The 18,438-nt window shown below is 64.1% G+C and carries 19 protein-coding genes and 4 pseudogenes; 3 read left to right on the top strand and 20 right to left on the bottom strand.

Translation table 11 applies throughout. The features are described from left to right. Positions 1-19: 19 nt before the first annotated feature. From K5Q19_RS21160 to K5Q19_RS21235, 16 genes are all read right to left on the bottom strand, one after another. Positions 20-874 carry a hypothetical protein gene (locus K5Q19_RS21160; protein ID WP_292949325.1) on the bottom strand — a complete coding sequence of 285 codons (855 nt, stop codon included), beginning with the start codon at positions 872-874 and terminating at the stop codon, positions 20-22. Position 875: 1 nt separating this feature from the next. Further along, positions 876-1,634 (bottom strand): type-F conjugative transfer system pilin assembly protein TrbC, encoded by a 759-nt coding sequence (gene trbC / locus K5Q19_RS21165; RefSeq protein WP_292949327.1) that lies wholly within the window; start codon positions 1,632-1,634, stop codon positions 876-878. Between the two features lie 14 nt (positions 1,635-1,648). Then, positions 1,649-2,671 carry a conjugal transfer pilus assembly protein TraU gene (gene traU / locus K5Q19_RS21170; protein WP_292949330.1) on the bottom strand — a complete coding sequence of 341 codons (1,023 nt, stop codon included), beginning with the start codon at positions 2,669-2,671 and terminating at the stop codon, positions 1,649-1,651. Further along, positions 2,668-2,934, bottom strand: coding sequence for a hypothetical protein (locus tag K5Q19_RS21175; RefSeq protein WP_292949333.1), 267 nt, complete (start codon positions 2,932-2,934; stop codon positions 2,668-2,670). Before K5Q19_RS21175 ends, traU begins: the two co-directional genes overlap by 4 nt. Then, positions 2,931-3,605: a type-F conjugative transfer system protein TraW gene (gene traW, locus K5Q19_RS21180; RefSeq protein ID WP_292949336.1), complete on the bottom strand. Its 675-nt coding sequence runs from the start codon at positions 3,603-3,605 to the stop codon at positions 2,931-2,933. The genes K5Q19_RS21175 and traW overlap by 4 nt, the downstream gene beginning before the upstream one ends. Continuing rightward, positions 3,602-4,120 carry a S26 family signal peptidase gene (locus K5Q19_RS21185; RefSeq protein WP_202187996.1) on the bottom strand — a complete coding sequence of 173 codons (519 nt, stop codon included), beginning with the start codon at positions 4,118-4,120 and terminating at the stop codon, positions 3,602-3,604. The genes traW and K5Q19_RS21185 overlap by 4 nt, the downstream gene beginning before the upstream one ends. Then, positions 4,104-4,706 carry a type-F conjugative transfer system protein TrbI gene (locus K5Q19_RS21190; protein WP_292949340.1) on the bottom strand — a complete coding sequence of 201 codons (603 nt, stop codon included), beginning with the start codon at positions 4,704-4,706 and terminating at the stop codon, positions 4,104-4,106. The genes K5Q19_RS21185 and K5Q19_RS21190 overlap by 17 nt, the downstream gene beginning before the upstream one ends. Then, entirely contained in the window at positions 4,693-5,046 is a 354-nt protein-coding gene (locus K5Q19_RS21195; RefSeq protein WP_292949343.1) for a hypothetical protein, read from the bottom strand. Before K5Q19_RS21195 ends, K5Q19_RS21190 begins: the two co-directional genes overlap by 14 nt. Next, positions 5,043-7,649 (bottom strand): type IV secretion system protein TraC, encoded by a 2,607-nt coding sequence (traC, locus tag K5Q19_RS21200; RefSeq protein ID WP_292949346.1) that lies wholly within the window; start codon positions 7,647-7,649, stop codon positions 5,043-5,045. Before traC ends, K5Q19_RS21195 begins: the two co-directional genes overlap by 4 nt. 6 nt (positions 7,650-7,655) lie before the next feature. Beyond that, positions 7,656-8,831, bottom strand: coding sequence for a hypothetical protein (locus tag K5Q19_RS21205; protein ID WP_066214015.1), 1,176 nt, complete (start codon positions 8,829-8,831; stop codon positions 7,656-7,658). Then, entirely contained in the window at positions 8,828-9,688 is an 861-nt protein-coding gene (locus K5Q19_RS21210) for a DsbC family protein (protein WP_292949349.1), read from the bottom strand. Before K5Q19_RS21210 ends, K5Q19_RS21205 begins: the two co-directional genes overlap by 4 nt. Positions 9,689-9,699: 11 nt before the next feature. Further along, a complete protein-coding gene (locus K5Q19_RS21215) occupies positions 9,700-11,079 on the bottom strand; it encodes a TrbI/VirB10 family protein (RefSeq protein WP_292949366.1) in 1,380 nt (459 codons plus the stop codon). Beyond that, the gene (locus K5Q19_RS21220; protein WP_292949369.1) at positions 11,079-11,873 is read right to left on the bottom strand and encodes a type-F conjugative transfer system secretin TraK; all 795 of its coding nucleotides are present in this window, start codon (positions 11,871-11,873) and stop codon (positions 11,079-11,081) included. The genes K5Q19_RS21215 and K5Q19_RS21220 overlap by 1 nt, the downstream gene beginning before the upstream one ends. Then, positions 11,873-12,445, bottom strand: coding sequence for a type IV conjugative transfer system protein TraE (locus K5Q19_RS21225; protein WP_292949352.1), 573 nt, complete (start codon positions 12,443-12,445; stop codon positions 11,873-11,875). The genes K5Q19_RS21220 and K5Q19_RS21225 overlap by 1 nt, the downstream gene beginning before the upstream one ends. Position 12,446: 1 nt before the next feature. Then, positions 12,447-12,731, bottom strand: a complete 285-nt coding sequence (traL, locus tag K5Q19_RS21230) for a type IV conjugative transfer system protein TraL (RefSeq protein WP_019054103.1) — start codon at positions 12,729-12,731, stop codon at positions 12,447-12,449. 68 nt (positions 12,732-12,799) lie between these two features. Beyond that, on the bottom strand, positions 12,800-13,114 hold the full coding sequence (locus K5Q19_RS21235; protein WP_026149895.1) for a hypothetical protein: 315 nt from the start codon (positions 13,112-13,114) through the stop codon (positions 12,800-12,802). 347 nt (positions 13,115-13,461) lie between these two features. On the opposite strand from K5Q19_RS21235, the gene K5Q19_RS21240 reads away from it, so the two are divergent. Together K5Q19_RS21240 and K5Q19_RS21245 are read left to right on the top strand one after the other, a co-directional pair. Continuing rightward, positions 13,462-13,821, top strand: coding sequence for a hypothetical protein (locus K5Q19_RS21240; RefSeq protein ID WP_019054105.1), 360 nt, complete (start codon positions 13,462-13,464; stop codon positions 13,819-13,821). 105 nt (positions 13,822-13,926) lie between these two features. After that, the gene (locus tag K5Q19_RS21245; protein WP_292949359.1) at positions 13,927-14,433 is read left to right on the top strand and encodes a hypothetical protein; all 507 of its coding nucleotides are present in this window, start codon (positions 13,927-13,929) and stop codon (positions 14,431-14,433) included. 238 nt (positions 14,434-14,671) lie between these two features. Here the strand turns inward: K5Q19_RS21245 and K5Q19_RS21250 are convergent, their stop codons facing one another. The 4 genes and pseudogenes from K5Q19_RS21250 to K5Q19_RS21265 all read right to left on the bottom strand — a co-directional run. Then, a complete protein-coding gene (locus K5Q19_RS21250; RefSeq protein WP_231729316.1) occupies positions 14,672-15,595 on the bottom strand; it encodes a lytic transglycosylase domain-containing protein in 924 nt (307 codons plus the stop codon). 142 nt (positions 15,596-15,737) lie between these two features. Next, positions 15,738-16,838, bottom strand: a pseudogene (locus K5Q19_RS21255) (IS66 family transposase); the annotation flags it as partial. A gap of 178 nt (positions 16,839-17,016) precedes the next feature. Then, positions 17,017-17,693 (bottom strand): annotated as a pseudogene (gene istB, locus K5Q19_RS21260) (IS21-like element helper ATPase IstB). After that, a pseudogene (locus K5Q19_RS21265) lies at positions 17,666-17,997 on the bottom strand (hypothetical protein); the annotation flags it as partial. The pseudogenes istB and K5Q19_RS21265, both read right to left, overlap by 28 nt. A gap of 23 nt (positions 17,998-18,020) precedes the next feature. Between K5Q19_RS21265 and K5Q19_RS21270 the strand changes: the two are divergent. Continuing rightward, positions 18,021-18,438 (top strand): annotated as a pseudogene (locus K5Q19_RS21270) (hypothetical protein); the annotation flags it as partial.

The following is an 18,438-nucleotide window of genomic DNA, read 5'->3' on the forward strand; positions in this document are numbered from 1 at the left end:
TGTGGGGGCCCCCAGCCCGTCAACAGAAGGAACCGTTCAATGGGATCTTGACAAGGCCCGGATCATACAAATCGACCGTCAGGCCATATTCGGGTACCGGATAGCTCGCGGTCTTGTGGCACATGGCATTGCCGGCGAGCGATGCGCAGCCATCGAAACCGGCAGCTGTAACGCAAAGATACTGGTAAAGGGTGTCGTTCCATTCAGCGACTGCCAGGCTGCGGGTGCAGGTCCGTGGCTGCTCCACCACGCTTGAACCCACATGACAGGTCCATTCGGCGGTATTGGCTGCGCCCGAGCCCGGCGGCAGCGGCGTGCAGGATCCGGTCGAACCATCGGCGCTCATGCCGTCCAGATAGGCGTTCGGATCGGCCTCGATTGCGGTGGCGCGAGAAAGATCGCCGCGGGTGATATCGACCGTCGGCCGCGTTGTGGAATTGGCGGTCTGGTAGGCCTCGCTGTTCCAGCCCGCCACCGCGCCATCGCTCTGCATGGCTTCGGAGTTGGTGTAATAGCTCGTCTGGCCCGGATAGGTGTCCTGATAGCCTGGAATCTGCCCGGCTGCGCCCGGAGCCTGGGTCAACCCCTCGTAAGCGCCGCGCAGCGTGCCCCCAAGCCCACGCGCCTCGGCCTTGGCCTCGTCCGCCGTCATCGTCACAGGCGCGGAAGGGGGCGGCGGTGCGGGCGGCGCGATGCCAGGATCGATCGCGGAAGGAAGGACAGGCAGGTCTTCGATCAGATCGTCGGGCGGCGGGATATAGACCTGCGCGCTTGCTGGCACGGCGGTGAGGAGAGCGCCGTGCACCGCGCCAACGAGCAGCAATGCTGGCGTGAGCCAGGACCTGACCCGCCGCGGGAGGGAGTGCGCGCGCATATCAGTCCCGCTTCCGCAAGTTGGCGAGCGCGACACCGGCGACACCGGCGCCTGGCCCGCGCGCCGAAGCAAAGCTCTCGAGTGCGTATTCGACCGTTACGTTGCCTGCCATGCGGTCATGGTCGGGCGCTGCGCTCGAACAATCGAACCCGTCGCACAGCTCGTATGCGCGGCCCGTCACCACGAAGGTCGGCGCGGCGGTAACCTTGAAGGCGCGAAACAGCCGCGGGTCGATCGCGATGTGTGCCTCCTGCGCCTGATCGGTGACCACGCGCTTCAAACCTTCGACAAAGGCTTTGGTGCTGCCGTGCGGAAATCCCCGAAACACGACCACACCCCCGGCCTTTGTCGTGTCGCGGATCAGGGCACTCAGGCTTGCCTGCGGCATCGACAGGCTGGCAAAGACCGTGAACAGCGGCCCCTCGCCCATGGGTGCGCGCGTGTTGGCGGCAGCGCCGCTCAGCAGTTCGTCGAAGTCGACCGGCCCCGCCGGACCCTTGGGTAGACTGGCGGGATCGAGTTCGGAAATCGACTTCAGTCCTTCATCCCTCAGTTCTTCGGCCTCGGCCTGGTGCGCCTCGCCCCTGCCCGCCACTTCGTCGACGAAGGCTTGCGCCTCCTTCACTTGCTCGGTCCCGCGCGCCTTGATTGCGCCGAGATCGAGGTCGCCGACTGTCTGGGCGAGCGCCGCCGAGACTGCGGCAAGTGCAAGGAAGCCCGCCATACCGGCAAGCGTGGGCCGGGGCAGCTTCCGGATCATGGCGCGCGCGCTCCTCACAGCATGCAACAGTTGCGCTTGCGCCAGACGAGGTAGCCAAAGTCCTCGCCCTTCACCGGGAAGGACTTGCCGGTGTGCGGAATGATCGTGGTCGCGCCGATGGGTGCGCAGGCGTAGCGGCCCTTCACTGTCGAGATGGGATTGGTCATCTGCAGCCGGTATTGCTGCTTGCGCATAACCGGCATCAGGTACTTGTGGCACAGCGCCTTCGAACCCATCGTCCCCCATGCGAGCGCCTGGCGGTGAACCTTGTAGAGCATGCGTTCGGCGACGAGCCGCGAGGCCTGGACCTGGGTCACATGGGCCGGGACATGACCGTTCAGCGGGTACATCGAACCGTTGCAACCCGCGCACCAGAACATCTGGTCGATCGGCAGTTTCGCGGTGGAAGCCACGCAATCCGCAGCGCAGGCCGCCGTGGCAATCGGATTGGCGAATAGCGCGACTTCAGGATTGAGGATCGAGGTCAGCGCCGAATCCTGCCACAGCGGATCGAGCTCGGTCACATAGGCGACGTCGAACGTGGTCTGCTCGAAACAGAGGAAATCGGTGAGGATCTCCATCCAGTAGAGCAGCGGGTAGATGTAGTAGTGCGACTGCCACTGCGAGCTGTTCTGGGTCTTACCGCCGACCTGGCTGCGCCCCTGGACATGGCCGTTGCCGATATCGAAGCCCGGGTTGAGGCTGATCCCGCCAAGATTGGGGAAGCACCAGGCCTTGTTGGTGACATCGATCAGCCGCACCGGCTCCCAGAACCCGACCGAAATGCCGATGCGCGGAATGGGCGAGCCGCAGGCACAGAGCGGAAAGGTCGGGTTCTTGGGGTCGGGCCGCGAGCCCTTCCAGATCGAGAGGCCGCCGATCGACAGCGGAAACAGGCACGACCAGCAGACATCGGTGATCGGATTGACGAACTTGCCGTGGCAGGTGACCGATGCCGCGCGGGCGGGACTAGGGCCTGCGAAGACCATGGCCAGGACGGCGAGTGCCATGACGAAGATTTTGCGCAGCGCCTTCATGCCCCCTCCCCTCTCTCAAAGGCTTCGTCCGCGCGGATCTTGGCGCGGAAGTAGAACAAGCCATGGATCGGCGCGGCGAGGCACAGTGCTGCCGCGACCAGCGCACCTTTCGGGCCAAGCAGCGCGAGGAGCACTTGCAGCCCGAGCACCGCGCCCGCGAGGCTGGCGCAGAGCGCCATCCAGACAAGCCGCATGATCCTGAGCCCGCGCGTTTCGGGTGCAGCCTGCGGGGTCAGCATGGCGATGAGCAGAGGGTGCTTCATGTCGCCGGCCCTCCCCTGGGACCTGGCGCGGCTCGCACCAGCGGGATCTCAGCAACTTTGAGCGCGTCACCGGACTGGCTCACCACCGCCGGCGTGTGGCGGATGCCGAAGCGGGCGACGAGCATGCCGCCCTGGTCGAAATAGAGCCGGCGCTGGCGGGGCTTCATCTCATCGAAGGGCGAGCCCGAGACAAAGACAATCTTGGCCTTGAGATCGCTCCAGCTGCGCAGCGCCCAGTCTACTTCGGCGGCATTGTTACCGTCGACGAACACCAGGTCCTGGCGCAGTTGCACCAAACCCAGCGGATTGACCCTGGTGCCGCGCGCGGCGATTCTGTTGCCCTTGGTGTCATGAATGTCGTCTTCGGTGACCACCGAGGGATCGAACAGCCATTCGCGCCGCACTGTCGCTGCCGAGAGCCCTTCGACCGGTTTGGGCCGCCGCACGCTGGCTACCGCCTGGTTTTGCATCTGGCGCTGGAGCGCCGCGATCCCGCCCGAGGCCTCGAGCGCGCGCAGCTTCGCCTCGATCGTGGTCAGAAGATCGGTCTCGATGATCGGAAAGGTCTCGCCCATCTGACCGTAGTCGGCTGCCTGCAAATGGGCGGCGATCGGCCATCCGGTCATGGCAGCAAGGCAGGCGCCGAGGGCGAAGAGGCGGGCCCTGGTCACAGGATCGCGTCCCCGGTGCCGATGATGCGGGCCCGGCAGACAAAACCGATGTCGGCATAACGGCTGTCGAGACCGTCACTATGCGCCGTACCAAGGTAGTAGCAGTGCTCCGGGATGCGCCCGGTGGGGCCCGGGACGAGCACCTCGCCGCGCTTGGTACGAGGTTTGAGCCGGGCTACCTCCGCCCCATTGATCAAGACCGCATTGCCCTCGCGGGTGACGAAATCACCGGGCATGCCGTAAACCCGCTTGGCGAAAGGCGCTGATTTTGACCCGAAATGCGCGGTGATGATCGGGGTCACCGGCGGCGTGAACACGACAAAATCGCCGGGCTGAGGTCGGCGGTGCTTGTCTATGAAGAACGCCCAATTGGGCAGCGACTCGGTCGTGTTGATCAGGATTGCATGATCATCGCGCCAGGCGCTGAGCCAGGCAGTTGCCGCGAGTAGCCAGGCGAGACCCCCGATCGCAAACCAGCGCTGCGCCTGCGGCGAGATCTCAGTAGCCGGGGCCACGGCCCTGCCCCCCTGCCAGCGCAGCTTGCGGCGCTGCTGGCCCAGCCATCGCCGAGCGCATCGCGCCCATCACATCGTTCGCAGCCTGGTTGGGATTGAGCGAGGCTGGCTGCGGCATGCGGACCTTGGTGTAGACTTCTTTGCGCAGGCTCGCGGTGATGTCGGGAACATTGCCGGCGAGCACCGCCTCACCGACCAGCACAATCTGGCCTCGCTGCCCACGCGCCTCGAGGTTGCGCTGGATTTCGGCCATGAAAGCCCGGGTCTCGGCGGTGACCTGCTCGGGCGGCGTTGCCGAGCGTGCCTGGGCCTGGACATATTCGCCGACTATGCCTGAGAGCTGGACCCGCGTGATTGGCGGTATCGCCTCATCGGCCAGCAGGTTCTTGGTGACCCAGGCGCCCCAGAGGCCTGCGGCAACGAGGCCGCCAACCAGTGCCACCGGCATCCAGCCCATCCTGCGCGACTGCACGGTAGTGCTTACGTCGGACTGACCCGCGGGGGTCTGCAGCTCAGCCTTCTCCTCGAACAGGGGGCCGTCGCCGGCCGCTGCCGCATCACCGGATGCGAGCCTATTTCTGGCCATCGGCCTTCTCCTTTATCTGGTTCACAAGATCGGTGAGCGCGCGGCGACGGAAAAAGCCCACGACGACGAACAGCCCTGCACTCCACGCCCAGAACAGTGCGCGGAACCCATCCTGGCGTTCGGCCCCGGCGGCGACGTAGCGCGCGGCCAGGTTGCCGAGATGAAGCATGGTGCCCGCAAAAGTGAACTGGCCGAGCACCGCGAAGAATGCCGCCCAGAGGCCGAACACGCAGGCCGCGGTGACGGTCACCCATCCCGAAAGGCGCAGTGCGGCATAGCAGGCGTCCTGGAGCCTGCTCGGTGCTGGCCCTGGCAGGCGGCGAGGCGCGCTCAGGCTCATTCGGCGGCTTCCATGAATTCGCCCTCATGAAAGTCGGGCGAACCGGGTGGGGGCGGCACAAAATCGGGAAAGGCGACGCGCTCGATCGCATCGGGCAGTGCCATGCCGCCCTTCACCAGTTCCTCGATCTTCGAGAACACGCGCGGGCTCGAGGAATAGAGCGTCGCCGAATAGGGATCGAGGACCAGGCGGCCGACCGCGAGCGTCTCGGGGCCCTTGATCAGCACGTCGGAATATTCGGTCCCGCTCCGCTTCAGCGAACGCAGCAGGGTTTCGGTATAACGGTCCATCTCGAAACGCTGGTGCTTGGCGAGGTCGCTCACCGTCTCTTCCTTCTGCTGGAGCACGACCGACCAGTCGGAATTCTCGAGCGCAGCGAGCGAACCTTCGGACTTGTAGAAGTCATTGAGCGACTGCGTCGCGGTGATGAGCGAGCCGCCATATTTGCGGCAGGTGCGCGCATAGGTCTCGATCGCCTGGCCCATCTGTCCGCCGCCCAGCAGCTGCCAGGCCTCGTCGATCATCGTCAGCTTGGGCACCGAGCGGTCGAGATCGCGCATGACCCGCAGAGTGAGAAACATGAGTGCGGTGAGCGCGACCGAGCGCAGTTCGGGCTTGGACGACAGGTCAGACAGCTCGAACACCGTGAGTCCGGCGGAAAGATCGATCGAGCAGGCGCCTTCGAAGAAGCGACCGTAAGTCCCGCCAGTAAGGAACGGCGCCATGGCATCGGCAAGATCGCCGGCGAACGGCGAGGACAGGCCGCGCAAGGCGGCCGCGACATCGTCGATCGTCCCTTCGCGCTGTTTGGCCCGCCAGACCGCGCTCACCGCGGAATCGGTAAGACCACGCTCGGTATCGGACAAGCGGTCCTGCTGGCGGGCCATCTGGCCGACAATGGCTTTCAGCATCGCGAGGCATTCGACTTCGTAGTCCTCGCCGTCCTCGTCGCTTGTCAGCGCTGCGACATCGATCATGTCGAAGGGATTGAGCGAGAAGCCCGAGGAGAGCTTGAACTCGACAAACGCCCCGCCGAAGGCCTTGGCCATATGTTCGAACGAGCGTCCGTCGTCGATGACGATGACCTTGGCCCCTGCCCCCGACATCGCCGCACAAACGTCCTGCAGGAACACCGATTTGCCCGAACCCGACTTGCCGAAGACCGCGACATTGTGGTTGCCGGCCGCGTTCTGGAACGGCGACCAGAAGAAGGGCTGGCCGCGCCGGCCGATGAGCAGCACATGCGGGATGAGCCCGCCCATATGCTCGCCCTGAAGCGGGGCGATCGACGCGGCGGTGGTCGTCAGCATCGTCTTGAAGCGCTTCATGCGCCGCAGGTCCGCCGACAGACCGTTGGGAAATGACAGCGGCATCGCCGCGAGCAGTCCCATGACCTGGAGGTAGCGCTCGTCGATGAGGTCCCACCCGGCCCCCTTGTAGACCGACTTCACCATGCGCTCGTTGATGTCGCCCTTGCCGAGCGGCGAGAGCGCGCCGACGCCGTAATAGGCTTGGCACAGCTTGCGGCCCTGACGGATCTGTCCTTGCACGTACTGCCATTCGTCGCGCTGCTCGGAGAGCTGGGGGAGAAAGCGCGCCGATCGGCTGTCGGCCAGGCTCGTCGTGCGCATGACCTTGAGCCCGGTGCGCGAGGCGACGGCTTCATCGTCCTGGAAGGACAGACCAAGCACGGTCATGACGTTGCAGCCAAAGCGCAGCTTGTCGTTGACCATGTCGCCGATGATTTTTTGGACGTCCCACGGCGCCCACTGCTTGGGCAGGTGGCGCACTGCGAAGAAGCGCCAGTCAAAGGTGTCGGGAACCACCTCGCCGATCACCGGGGCGCCGTCGATCTCCTCGCCGGTAGGACGGAATCGCTCGGTTTTGAGCACGATCCGGTCAGGCGTGACCTGTGTCTCAAGGTCGCGGCGGATGCACTGCACGTTGATCGGATCGAGCTCGGAATAGTGCTCGGGCCGGTCGGCGTTGTCGACCGAGGGGCAGAGAAAATCGTCGAGGAAGGCGATGAGTTCAACCGGCCCCATGTCCCGCGCCGGGATCGAGAGCGCCTGGCATGTACCCATCAGACTGTCGCGCACAGTCGAGAGCATATCCGCTCCGATCGGGCTTCGCAGTGATGCGCCCACGCTCAGGATCACCCGGTGCGAGCGCACGAAGAAGGGGGCGTCCTTCGAGATCGACATCCACGCCCCGCGCCGCAGCCAGCGCGCGCGGTGCATTGCCGCGCGCCCATAGACACCCTTGGCAACCACCCGCGGCATGACCCAGTCGGCGATGCGCTCCCCGATGGACGGGCTTTGCCAATGGATCAGCTGGATCTCGCAGCCCGAAGGCACGGCATCAGAGAGGAACTGCGTCAGGATCTCTCCGCTGCGCTCGTCCGCCCCCATCATCGGCGCGAGTTCGAGGATGAACCCGACCGACTCTGTGTTGATGAACATGCGGCTCTTGGCGTCGAAGCTGCGGTATGGGAGCCAGTTCGACAGCATCGGTGCGCCGAGCAGCGGCCGTGCCGCCTCGGGATGCGCCGCGTCGCCGAAAAGCAGGGTGAGAAAGCTGTCCCAGAAGCTGCGGGCGGCCATGACGCGCTACTCCTCTTGCCTGCCGGAAAAACCGGCGGGCGGGTTGGCGACCTTGGGGGCAGGCAAGACCTGTGTTTGTGCCGCAGGTTGCGCGGTGGCCGGCTCTACAGGCCTTTCAAGTGGCGGCGTTTGAACCGTGCCGCCGCTGCCCGGTGGCTTGGGGACCTGCGCAAGCTGTGCCTGAACTTGCGCCTTGATGGTATCGACCGGCGACGCTGCGCGCCGCTCGGTGCCCCTCGCACGGGCTTCGGCAACGAGCCTCGGGTCGGGCGGCCCGCCCTGTGCCTGCGGGACTGTTAGAGCCTGACTGGGGACATCCCTGGCCGCATGAACGGTGTCATCCATCCCCGGCATGGGCGCGGTCATGGTGCCCGCCAGCGATGCAGGGATCGCGGCTGCGGCATCGCCGCGGCCCGTGACCTGATCACCAGCATTGGGCGCACCCGAGGACAGCTGCATCCAGCCTCCCTCATCGGCGACGGTATGAACAATGCGCGGTTCGTGCAGGTTGCCCGCGCCATCGACGTAAGAAGGGAACACAACTTTGAGCACCCGGCGCTTGCGGTGGACGAGGCCTCCGCTGGCGGCAGCGAGGCGTCCGCGTCCGCTTGGTGCCAGGGCTGATGCAGGTGCGGCCTTGCGTGCCGGGGGCTGGAAGTACGGCCCAGCTGGCGTCATCGGCCGCGCGTTCTGGATCACCGAAAGCGCCTGGTCATCGATCACGGTCGAGGGCGCGCAGGTGCCGCCCGGCGCATTGCATGAAAAGCTGCCCTTGATGTTGCTGCCCAGGAAGGTGGTGCAGGCCGCCATTTGAGTCGCGGCAAGGCCGAGAACGGCAGCGCCGACGACTTTCGAGCGTCGTGAAGCCTTGCGCCGCGCCGCCAGCACGCCCAGTTTTCCGGCAAGCCGCCAGAAGGCGTGGGCCGCCTCGATTGACAGTGCAGGTGCCGACAGGCTGGCAAAGCCCGCGGATCGGCGCCAGGCTCGCCGGCGCAAGTGACCGAGTTCCTGGGACGCGAGGTTCCGGCCCTTTGCAGGGCCAAAGGCTGCGCGGATATCGGTCCACAGACCGGTGGCTTCGGCGAGGCTCAGCCGCACATCGGGGATAGCCACCTGCCCGCGCGAGCGACTTGCGGCGGCGCGTTGGAATCCCGCAAACTGCTGGACCGAAAGCCAGGTCACGAGCGCGGACCCTTGAGCCAGGTGACCAGGAACTCCTTCGGGCGGAACCCTTCGATCACCGCGCCGTCCGAGCGGACGATGACCGGGGTTCCGGCAATGCCGTTCTCGCGCGCGAAGCGTTCGTTGGCATCGAGCGGCGAAGTGTCGCAGGCCCGGGTGTCAGCGATCGGCTCGCCCGCATAGGCAGCCTTGACCGCCCGGCGGCGGTCGCGCGCGCAGAACACCTGGTTGGCAAGATCGCGGCTGCCAAGCACCGAGATCGGGCGCTCGATCACCCGCACATTGAGGCTCTCGAGCACGCCTGAAAGCGCGCGGCAGTAGCCGCAGCGAAAGTCGCTGAAGACGGTGACGGTCTGACCCGATGGATTTCCCCAGACGATGCCGCCGGCCTCGGGCAGTGCGGCCAGGGACATCGTCCGGGGGGCCGCCTGCGCGGCAGCTGTGTTCACACCGCGCCTTGGCGATTCGACAGCTTCGGCCTCACGCCGGCTGCCTGCTGCACCGCCCACCAGCAGATCGGGATTGACCTCGAGCAGGCGCACAGCGGTCAGGTCCTGGCGGGTCTGCATGTCGTAGACCCGCCCGATCATCAGGTAGCGTGCCGTCTTGTCGACGTAGAACAGCTGCGAGCCTGCGGTCACTTCACAGACCCCGTCGACCACCTGGCAGTTGACGCGGGAGACCTGCGTGCGCGGCAGGCGCTCCTTGAGCAGGGCTGCGACTGACGTATCCTGCGGTGATGGCCTTGCGGGTGCCCCCTCGCTTGCCTGCGCCCAGACCAGCGATGCGCCGCTGCCGAGCGTCACGGCGGCAAGTGCCCAACCCATTTGGCGCAGGTGCAGTTGTTCAAGCTTCATGCGTTTTCTCCTCACCCGCTGATGAACACGCCTTCGAGGAAGACGATTTCGACATCGATCCCGGTCGGCATCTCGATAACGGGCTGATACTGCTCGGCCCGCTCGATCAGGTACTTGGAGACCATGTCAGCCGAGGTCGCGACGCCCTCGCCGAGCCCGCCTTCGAGGATCTCGCCCGCCCCGAGTTTCGGGCGCTGGCCGTTCACCGAGACATTGGTGCCTGTCATCAGCGAACTGGTGTTGGCCGAAAACCCGCGCCCGAACCCGCCGGCGAGCCCGGCGAGAAACGCCTGGCCGACAAGCGCGCCTTCGCGGCTCACCACCCGGCCCCGCACCCCGGTCTTGCCGCCGAAGGCGATAAAGCCCTTGACGTCGGAGACCGCGTAGCGCCCGCCCGGCTGCGGGCAGGTCATGCGCTGGAGTTTGACGTAGACCTTCTCCGAGGAGAGGTCGGCGCGGGCCGCACCGTTGACGAGGCAGCCGGCGATATTGGTCGTGAGCAGCCGGCCGTTTTCGTAGACAGAGCGCGCCGGTCCGGTAATCCGCAGCACGACTGGCAAGGGATCAGTCTGGCTCTCGACCCCCGCAATGGCATCGACCCCGACGATCACCTTGGCGACCGCGATCGAATTGGGCGGCAGATAATTTGCGCTGTCGGTAAAGACCGTATTGCCCTTGGGCACCGGTGTGCCGGTCCCGCTCGCGCCTTCGCTGAACGAAACCAGGCTCACTTCACTCCCGCGCATCGCCGGAAGACCTGCTGCCGAGGCTGCTGCCTGTCCGGCGGGTGTCGACGGCAGCGGTCCGCCAATCCGCGGAGCACCGGCGACCTGGTAGCTTGGCGGGCTGGTGCGTCCGTAAAGCGCATTTGGTCCAGCGCTCGCACCAACCGGCGATTGGCGCGCGGCATTCAGCGCTGCGCGCAGCTGCTCGTTTTCCGACTGGTAGGCCGACAATACGCGTTCGGTATCGGAGGAAATGGCCCCGCCCTGGCCCCCGCCTGAACCTTGCGCAGCTGCCAATTGCTGTTCGAGCTGGTCGGCGCGCTCGGCCCGGGAGGCGAGTGCACGCATGTTGTTGTTCATCGACATCATCTGCGCTTCGGACTGCGCGCGCCACTCCTTCTCGGCCATGTTCTTGTTGACCAGCTCGTCGACCGAGACGCCTTCGGCGGCTTGCCTGACCTCGGCATCGCTCGCCTTGCCGCTATCGTCGAAGATATAGAGCGAACCCGCCACCAGCGCGACGGCACCTGCCGAGCCGAGCAGCAGCATCTGCTTTTTCCGGGTCACCTCGTTGGCGGCGATGGCATCGCCAAGCGGTGAGGCATCTTCACCGCCGCCTGCATCGAGTGCCTTGGGTACTTTCCGGAATATCCTGCGCAGATCCATCACCGGCCTCCATTTTCCTGAATGAGGTAGACGGCCGTTTCCTGGCCTGCGGCGAGCTCGCTTACCGGCGTCATGAAGGCGACGGCGCCGCGCGCAGCGAGCATGTTCTCATTGAGCACCTGGGCTTCACGGCCAGAGTTGCGCACGCGCAGGATCAGGCCCTTGAGGTCCGCGCCGCGGTATTCGCCGACCTGCTGGACCTCGAGCTTGCCGACCGTGACCGGTTCGAGCACCGACTGACGGATGTCGAAGCCGTCCAGCACCTCGCTGCGGTACATGGCCTGGGCAAGCCGCACGGCCGCGTCTTCAGGCGAGGACCGCACCTCCCAGTCACGCGCCTGTTCGGCCTTGATCGCGGCATTGGCGATGAACACCTGCTCGGCGTCGCTCCCGCGCACCTGGCACACGAATTTGTAGACGAAGCCCTTGCGGGTCGTGCCGAAGAACGAGAGATTTGGCCGGACGAAGCCGTCGGGGACCGAGATATAGATGTCGCCGCGCACCGGCTCGTTGACGACCTTGAAGTCTTCGCTGGGGATTCCGGTCGTGATCTTCGACACCGAGGCAAACTGGTCGCCCGCGAGACTGATCCGGGTGAGGTCCTTGGCCGATGCCACGCAACTCACCGTGCCATTGTCGGCAGCCATCACATTCTGGTCGGCGAGCGCCGGCGATGCCAGGCACAGCGCGCCGAGACAAATGAGTGCCGCTCCCAGCGGTCGTCCGGAAACGGCATGGGGCCGTCCCGCCAACGCTGCGCCTGCCCCAATCGCGCCCCATCCCAGCCCTGCCATCATGGCTGCTCCCCCTTGTTGTCGTTTTCGGTGATCCGGCCGAACCCGGCGAGCTTCAGCGACACGCCAGAGTAGCTCCACACGAAGCGGAAGGTGCGCGCCTCGGCGGTCACTTCCTTCGACCCGACGACAGTGTGGAGCGTGCCGTTCACGTCGCTCGTGAGGGCGTCCGGATCGACGCTCAGCTTCTGGATCGTGAAGTATTGCGAGACGTTCGAACCGCTCTGCTCGCCCACCACCTTCATCAGTTCGGCCTTCATCCGGCCGTGTGTCCTGGGGTCGGTTATGCTGAGGATCGAATCCATCCAGTACTGGAGGTTCGAGGGCGAGCGGTTCAATGTCAGCAGCGCCGCATCACGCGTCACCAGCTCGAGATAGTCCTTGTCGACATGGCTCGATGTCAGCGTCAGCGGCCGCGCCAGCACGGGCTGCAGCACCACTTCGCGGTCGCGCTTCAGCGCGGTCAGCGTCAGCATCACCGAGACGCCGAACAGGACCAGGCAGGAACTCGCCAGCAGGTTGCGCTGCTTCAGCAGCCGCTGCGATTGCTGGTGCGTGATCGAGAGGTCCATATCAGCCCGCCATCAGTCGAAGATGCGAGGGCGGCGTTGCCTTCAGCCCCATGAAGGCACCGGGCAGGTACCAGTAGGCCGTATGAATGATCCACGAAACGGCACGTCCCGCCTTCAACTTGCGCAATCCCCACCAGGCCAGCACGCTTGAAATGAGCCCAATCAGAATATGTTGAGACAGGACGCCCCAGGCGAATGGCAGGATCATCGCGAGGAATTCATCGAGCGTCCAAAAGCCGATGAGCTCGGGATCATCGAGATGCGCCGGGACCGTGTATCTGTTCATGAGGCAGCACCGCCCTCCAGCCGTTCCGCGTTAAGCCTATTGAGGCGAGGCGGATCGGCGAACCCGGATCAGACCGTCGCGGTGACGGCAGCGGTGACGATCGGCACGCCCGTGCCCGCGCCGACACCGACGCCGACCGGAATTGCGACCTGGCCGAGGCTGAAGCGGCCCGAGGCGAGACCGACGATGCCGCCAGCAAGCGACAGCACGGTGATGATCTTGCCACCCGAGCCTTCAAGGAAGCCGGTGAAGCTGGAAAGCGCGGTGTTGAAGGTCGTGTCGGCACCCGCCATCGCGACTTCGCTGCCGAAAAGTGCGGCAACCGCGACCACGGCTGCTGCCTGCACAAGCGGCGCCCCTTTTCCTTTGAACTTGTCTTGCATCGCATCGTTCCCTTTCTCGAAACCGCCTCCGTCATCCAGGGGCATCTCGAAAGAACAGGTCTGCACCCCGCTCAGCAATTAACGATTGGTTTCTTGTGATCCGCGAATCGAAACATTTGCCGATTACAGATTCATTGTTGGCGTTGTTTGCCGGATCGGGAAATTAAGGGTTCTACATTGAGAATACCGGGTATCCCCGATTGAGATCGCAATACCCTAACAACGTGATTGGCATTCCCGGAACGGGAAAGTGGCCCGGCGAATCGCCTGCCCTAAAGGTCCGATTCGTAAAATTAACGATTCGGGGGCATTATGGTGGGAACAATGGAAAACCGGGCGCGAACTGAATGGCCAGTGGCACACGCAACATCCGGATGCTCATAAACCAGGATTGCTTCGCCTTCCTGGCCGATGCCATGTGCGAATATTCCAAGAAAACAACGAAATTTCAGAGCCTTCGCTCGACGGTGCAGCATGCCTGCGTGAGCACCAAATCACTCGCACTGGAGCGCGAGGATCTCGAACGTTTTATTGCCGAACATACATTCGACGGCAAGATCAGGGTCTGGCTCGAGGTAAAGCCAGACTGGCTCGCCGACTATGACGCGATCCGCCGAAAAATCGCGCAGATCAGCGGAAAACCAGTGCAGGACAAGGCGGTCATACCGTTCGTAGTCCACCTTGCGCAGGCCAGGGGCCTCTTTTGAACCATTTCGGATTGTACAAGGCAAACAACACGTTCACGTCTTGACACTCTATGGCATCCCATAGAGCAATTGGCTCGGGAGGGACGAGCCATGCCACACCGAACTGTGACACCCGAGACCGTGTTCCGGCCGAGGCCTGCCTCGACGAATGACTCGGTTTTCTCTTTCGGCGAACCATCACCGAGGCTTAGCGAGCAAGAGCAATACAAACGCCTGATTGACGACCAGGCTGCGAAGCAGAGCGTGCCGTTAGCGCATTTGGCCGACCGCCTCGTTATGGGGCGCCCCCGACTGCACAAGGTCATCCGGAAGAACCTGGCGCTCAAAGATGAACTCCGGGACCGGCTGTTCGAGGCACTCGGAATTGATTGCGTGCGCGCAAAGTTCTGCGTTGCTTTCCTGCACGATCACACGGTCTACGATGACCCTGACGTATTTCTGGTTTGTGAGGGTCTGAAAGGTTTCTACTGTGAAATCATTTCACGCCGCCGCGGCGAAATCCAGGTGGCGCTGCGCCCGCCGATCATCCACGAAGCCTTGGGCCGGGCCTATGAACTTCTCCTTTCCCACCAGGAGCGAGTCATGGAGAACGACCGGGCCCTTCAGGCGTGAAGCCAGAGGCTGTCCACGCCTGGACACAGCTTTACGCAGCCGTTGGCCTGCTTGCCGTCATCTGCGCAGGCTGTGCGGCTTTGAAAACAATCCTTGAACTGCGAAGTGGCGCCGTCACCGTCCCACTTACAACGTGGAAACAGAAGGTTCTCTGGGTTCCACGTCTCTGGTTACAGTTTCAGCTTAGCTATTTGAGCGGGTTCCCGTGCATCATGGGCATTGCCTTGCTTTATGCGCATTACATCGGGTTCGAAGCGTTCAATCCATCGTAGCGGACCAGCTCAATGCTACGGTAGCCTGATGCGATCACGGCCTTCATGGCCACATTTCCCCGAAATTCGGCATCGGTGGTTGCAACGCCCAGTCGCGCAAGTCGTGCCCAATTGGTGGTAATCGTGCGCACATAGTTTCGGGTTTCCGGAATGGCCGGCACGTAACCTCGTTGCAGAGCCCGTCGTTCCGGACCTGCATTGTAAGCGGCAAGTGCTAGGTCCACTCGTCCGAAACGGTCAAGCTGTTGACGCAGATACCGCGCACCTGCCCGCATGTTTGAAACTTTATTAAACGGATACGATAGCCCAAGAAGGCGGGCGGTTCCCGGCATGATCTGCATGATGCCCATTGCACCAGCACTGCTGATCACCCAGGATTTATGTCCGGACTCCTGCGTGATAACAGCGTCGAGCAGATTGGTCGGGAGGCCGAACTCGCAGGCTATAGCTGCGACCGTGTCGAAATTGAGTGCCCTGCGGCTCTCAATTTCCTTTGGCAACCACCAAGTCGGAGCGTAGCGAACACTTTCGCAGTTCTCGATGTTTCTTGCTCCGAGCCCGCGTTCATGTGCCTGCTGTATGATTGGCATCACCCCCCTATAAAGCCTTTGATCCACTTCAAAATTGCCACCAAACATTACAGTACTAAGATTAGTCCCATCTGCCGGCGAAGTTCCACCCCAATGCTCCAGCCCACTCTGTTCGAGATGGGCTCGTAACGATAACTCGACGTCTCGCTTGGGAGAGCCATGCCGCAATTGAGGGTCAACCAGCTTTTGCTGCACGGCATGCAACTTTGCGAAATCCAAGATGTCGACTTCGCGCGCAGCGGCACTACCGCAGCAGCATGCCACTAAGCATAAATGAATCGCAGCTTTGGGTAATTTCACTGTGCACCCCGCATGGGCGCACTGAGCTAGTGGGTTTTGCGCATCGTTAAAGGATCAAACGAGGAACCTCGTGTCAAACGAAAAATCGCAAACAACGAACAATCGACGTAAGCATCCGCCGAGTACCGCGTTATGAACTGTTTCAGGCGGCGAGCGCGGTGTTCGACTTGCGCCAGTTCCATGCCAGCAGGTCGTCGAGGCGGGTGACGGGCTGTTCGGCGATGCGGGTGAGAACGTCTGCAAGCCAGGCCTGCGGATCGACGTTGTTGAGCTTGGCGGTACCGATCAGCGAGTACATGACGGCGGCGCGCTGGCCGCCGCGGTCGGAGCCGCAGAAGAGCCACGATTTACGACCAAGAGTCACGCCGCGTAGGGCGCGTTCGGCAGCATTGTTGGTAATGCAGACCCGGCCATCTTCGAGAAACCGGGCGAACGCCGGCCAACGGCGGAGCATGTAGTTGATGGCCTTGGCGAGATCGTGGTTGCGCGAAAGCCTGGCGAGCTGGGCATGCAGCCAAGCATGGAGATCAGCCATCAACGGTGCGCTGTGTTCCTGGCGGGCGGTGAGGCGCTCCTGGCTTGGCAGGCCGTTCACCCTACGCTCGATATCGAACAGGGCATCGAGCCGCTGCACCGCCTCGAGCGCGATCGGATAGATCTGCTCTGTTCGCTCGCCGCGGCTTTTCTTGCGTACTGCCCCCTCGACATCGGCCAACTCGAAAAACTTGCGCCGCGCGTGAGCGAAGCAACCGGCTTCGAACACGGGACCGGGCTGGCGGCCGTCGCGATAGAGCTCGCCATATCCGCCATAGGCGTCGGCCTGCAGGATGCCTGCCCAGGATACGAGATGGGCGCGCGGATGTTCGCCGCGCCGGTCGCGCGAGTAATGGAACAGCGCGGCAGGTGGTGCTGGTCCGCCGAACGGAGCATCGTCGCGCACATAAACCCATAATCGACCGGTATCAGTCTTGCCCTTGGCGAGAACCGGGACCGTCGTATCGTCGCCATGCAATCGCTCTGCGGCCAGGACATGGGCCTCGATCCGGCGATAGAGAGGCATCAGTGCGGCGCTTGCCGCACCGACCTGGTCAGCGAGTGTCGACAGGCTCAAGGGCACGCCCTCGCGAGCAAAGCGTTCGGCCTGCCGGTTGAGGGGCTGGTGTTGTCCGAACTTCTCGAACAGCAGCATGGCAAGGAAGCCCGGGCCCGCCCATCCACGCGGCACGACGTGGAATGGTGCTGGTGTGTCAATCGGCGTCCAAACGGGACCCCCGATCGGCGCCGAACAGGGACCCCCTTTGCGATAGTGCGATCCGTTGATGGGGGGCGCGGGTTTCGCTCTGCTGGTGGCGTAGGGAGGGCGTAGCCCGACCGGAGGCGCCAGCAGAGCGAAGGTCATTTCTGTCGGCTATCGGGGCGGATCAGCTGCGGTTCTTGAAGCGCCAACTGTCGTTGCCGGTCTCGACGATGTCGCAGTGATGGGTGATGCGGTCGAGCAGCGCGGTGGTCATCTTGGGATCGCCGAACACGGTGGGCCACTCGCCGAACGCCAGGTTGGTGGTGATGATTACCGAGGTCTGTTCGTAGAGCTTGCTGATCAGGTGGAACAGCAACTGGCCGCCTGAGCGGGCGAACGGCAGATAGCCCAGTTCATCGAGCACGACGAGCTCGAGACGGCTGAGCTGGGCGGCAAGCGCGCCGGCCTGCCGATACGCGCCTCCTCCTCGAGCCGTGTGACCAGGTCGATGGTGTTGAAGTAGCGGCCGCGGGCGCCGGCGCGCACGACGCTGGCGGTAATGGCGATGGCCAGATGCGTCTTTCCCGTACCCGTTCCTCCGACCAGCACGATATTGCGCCTGCCCGGCAGGAACGATCCGGCGTGCAACGAACGGACCAGCCCCTCGTTGGCCGGGGTGCCGTCGAACACGAACGCGTCGATGTCCTTCACCACCGGCAGCTTGGCGGCACTCATCCGGTACCGGATCGAGGCGGCGTGGCGGTGGGCGGCTTCGGCGCGCAGCAGATCAGTCAGGATCTCGGTGGTGGTGCGCTTGCGCTGCACGCCGGAGGTTACCGCCTCATCGAACGCGCCAACCATCCCCTTGAGGCCGAGCGCGCGCAATCGGCAATGGGCGGATGGTTGAGCTTCAGATCGACCACGACGTCGAGCGAGCGAACCGGCGGCGGCTCGCGTCGCCGCGACAGGATGTTGAGGATCACCTCGTCGCTGGCGGCACCCGCCTCCAGCGCTTCGCGCCTTCGACCGCATCCAGCCCGTCGGTCAGCACTGCCGCCAGCACACGCACGAACCGCCGGTCGGCCTCGTCGCCGGTGCCGAGCTTGCGACGCAGCCGGGCAAGCGCCGGTGGCAGGTTCCAGCCCTGGAGCGGCGCGCCGTTGCGCACTGGCGAGTTGCCGCGCGGACTTGATCCGCCGCGATTCCAGTGCAGCCCGCTGGGCTGACGAAGAATGCCGGACCAACTGGCAGAAAGTCATGGCAAGCGGTCCTGCCGCCGACATGCTGTTGGCGGTCCTGCCCGGTGCAGGGAGTGGCAAGCCCTCGCTAACGATGACGAAGCAACGGGCATCGGGAGTCCGCTGGGCTGGAAGAGCAAATCCTCCTGCGCTGGCGACCGGAACACTGGGGCAGCTGGAAGTCGCGATAGGGGGAAGCAGCGCGCCCGCCACTGTCTCTGTAAACTGGGCAAAGGTGGGCGGAGAAATCCCCTACGACATCGCCGGAGCCCTGCGCCTGCGCCAGATCGCCATCACCGAAATGTCCTGCGAAAAGATCGGGGCTGGTGCGGGATCGCGCACTTATGCCGGGACATCGCCGGAAGGAG

Source organism: Novosphingobium sp., from assembly GCF_019748365.1.
In the GTDB taxonomy this organism is placed as follows: domain Bacteria; phylum Pseudomonadota; class Alphaproteobacteria; order Sphingomonadales; family Sphingomonadaceae; genus Novosphingobium.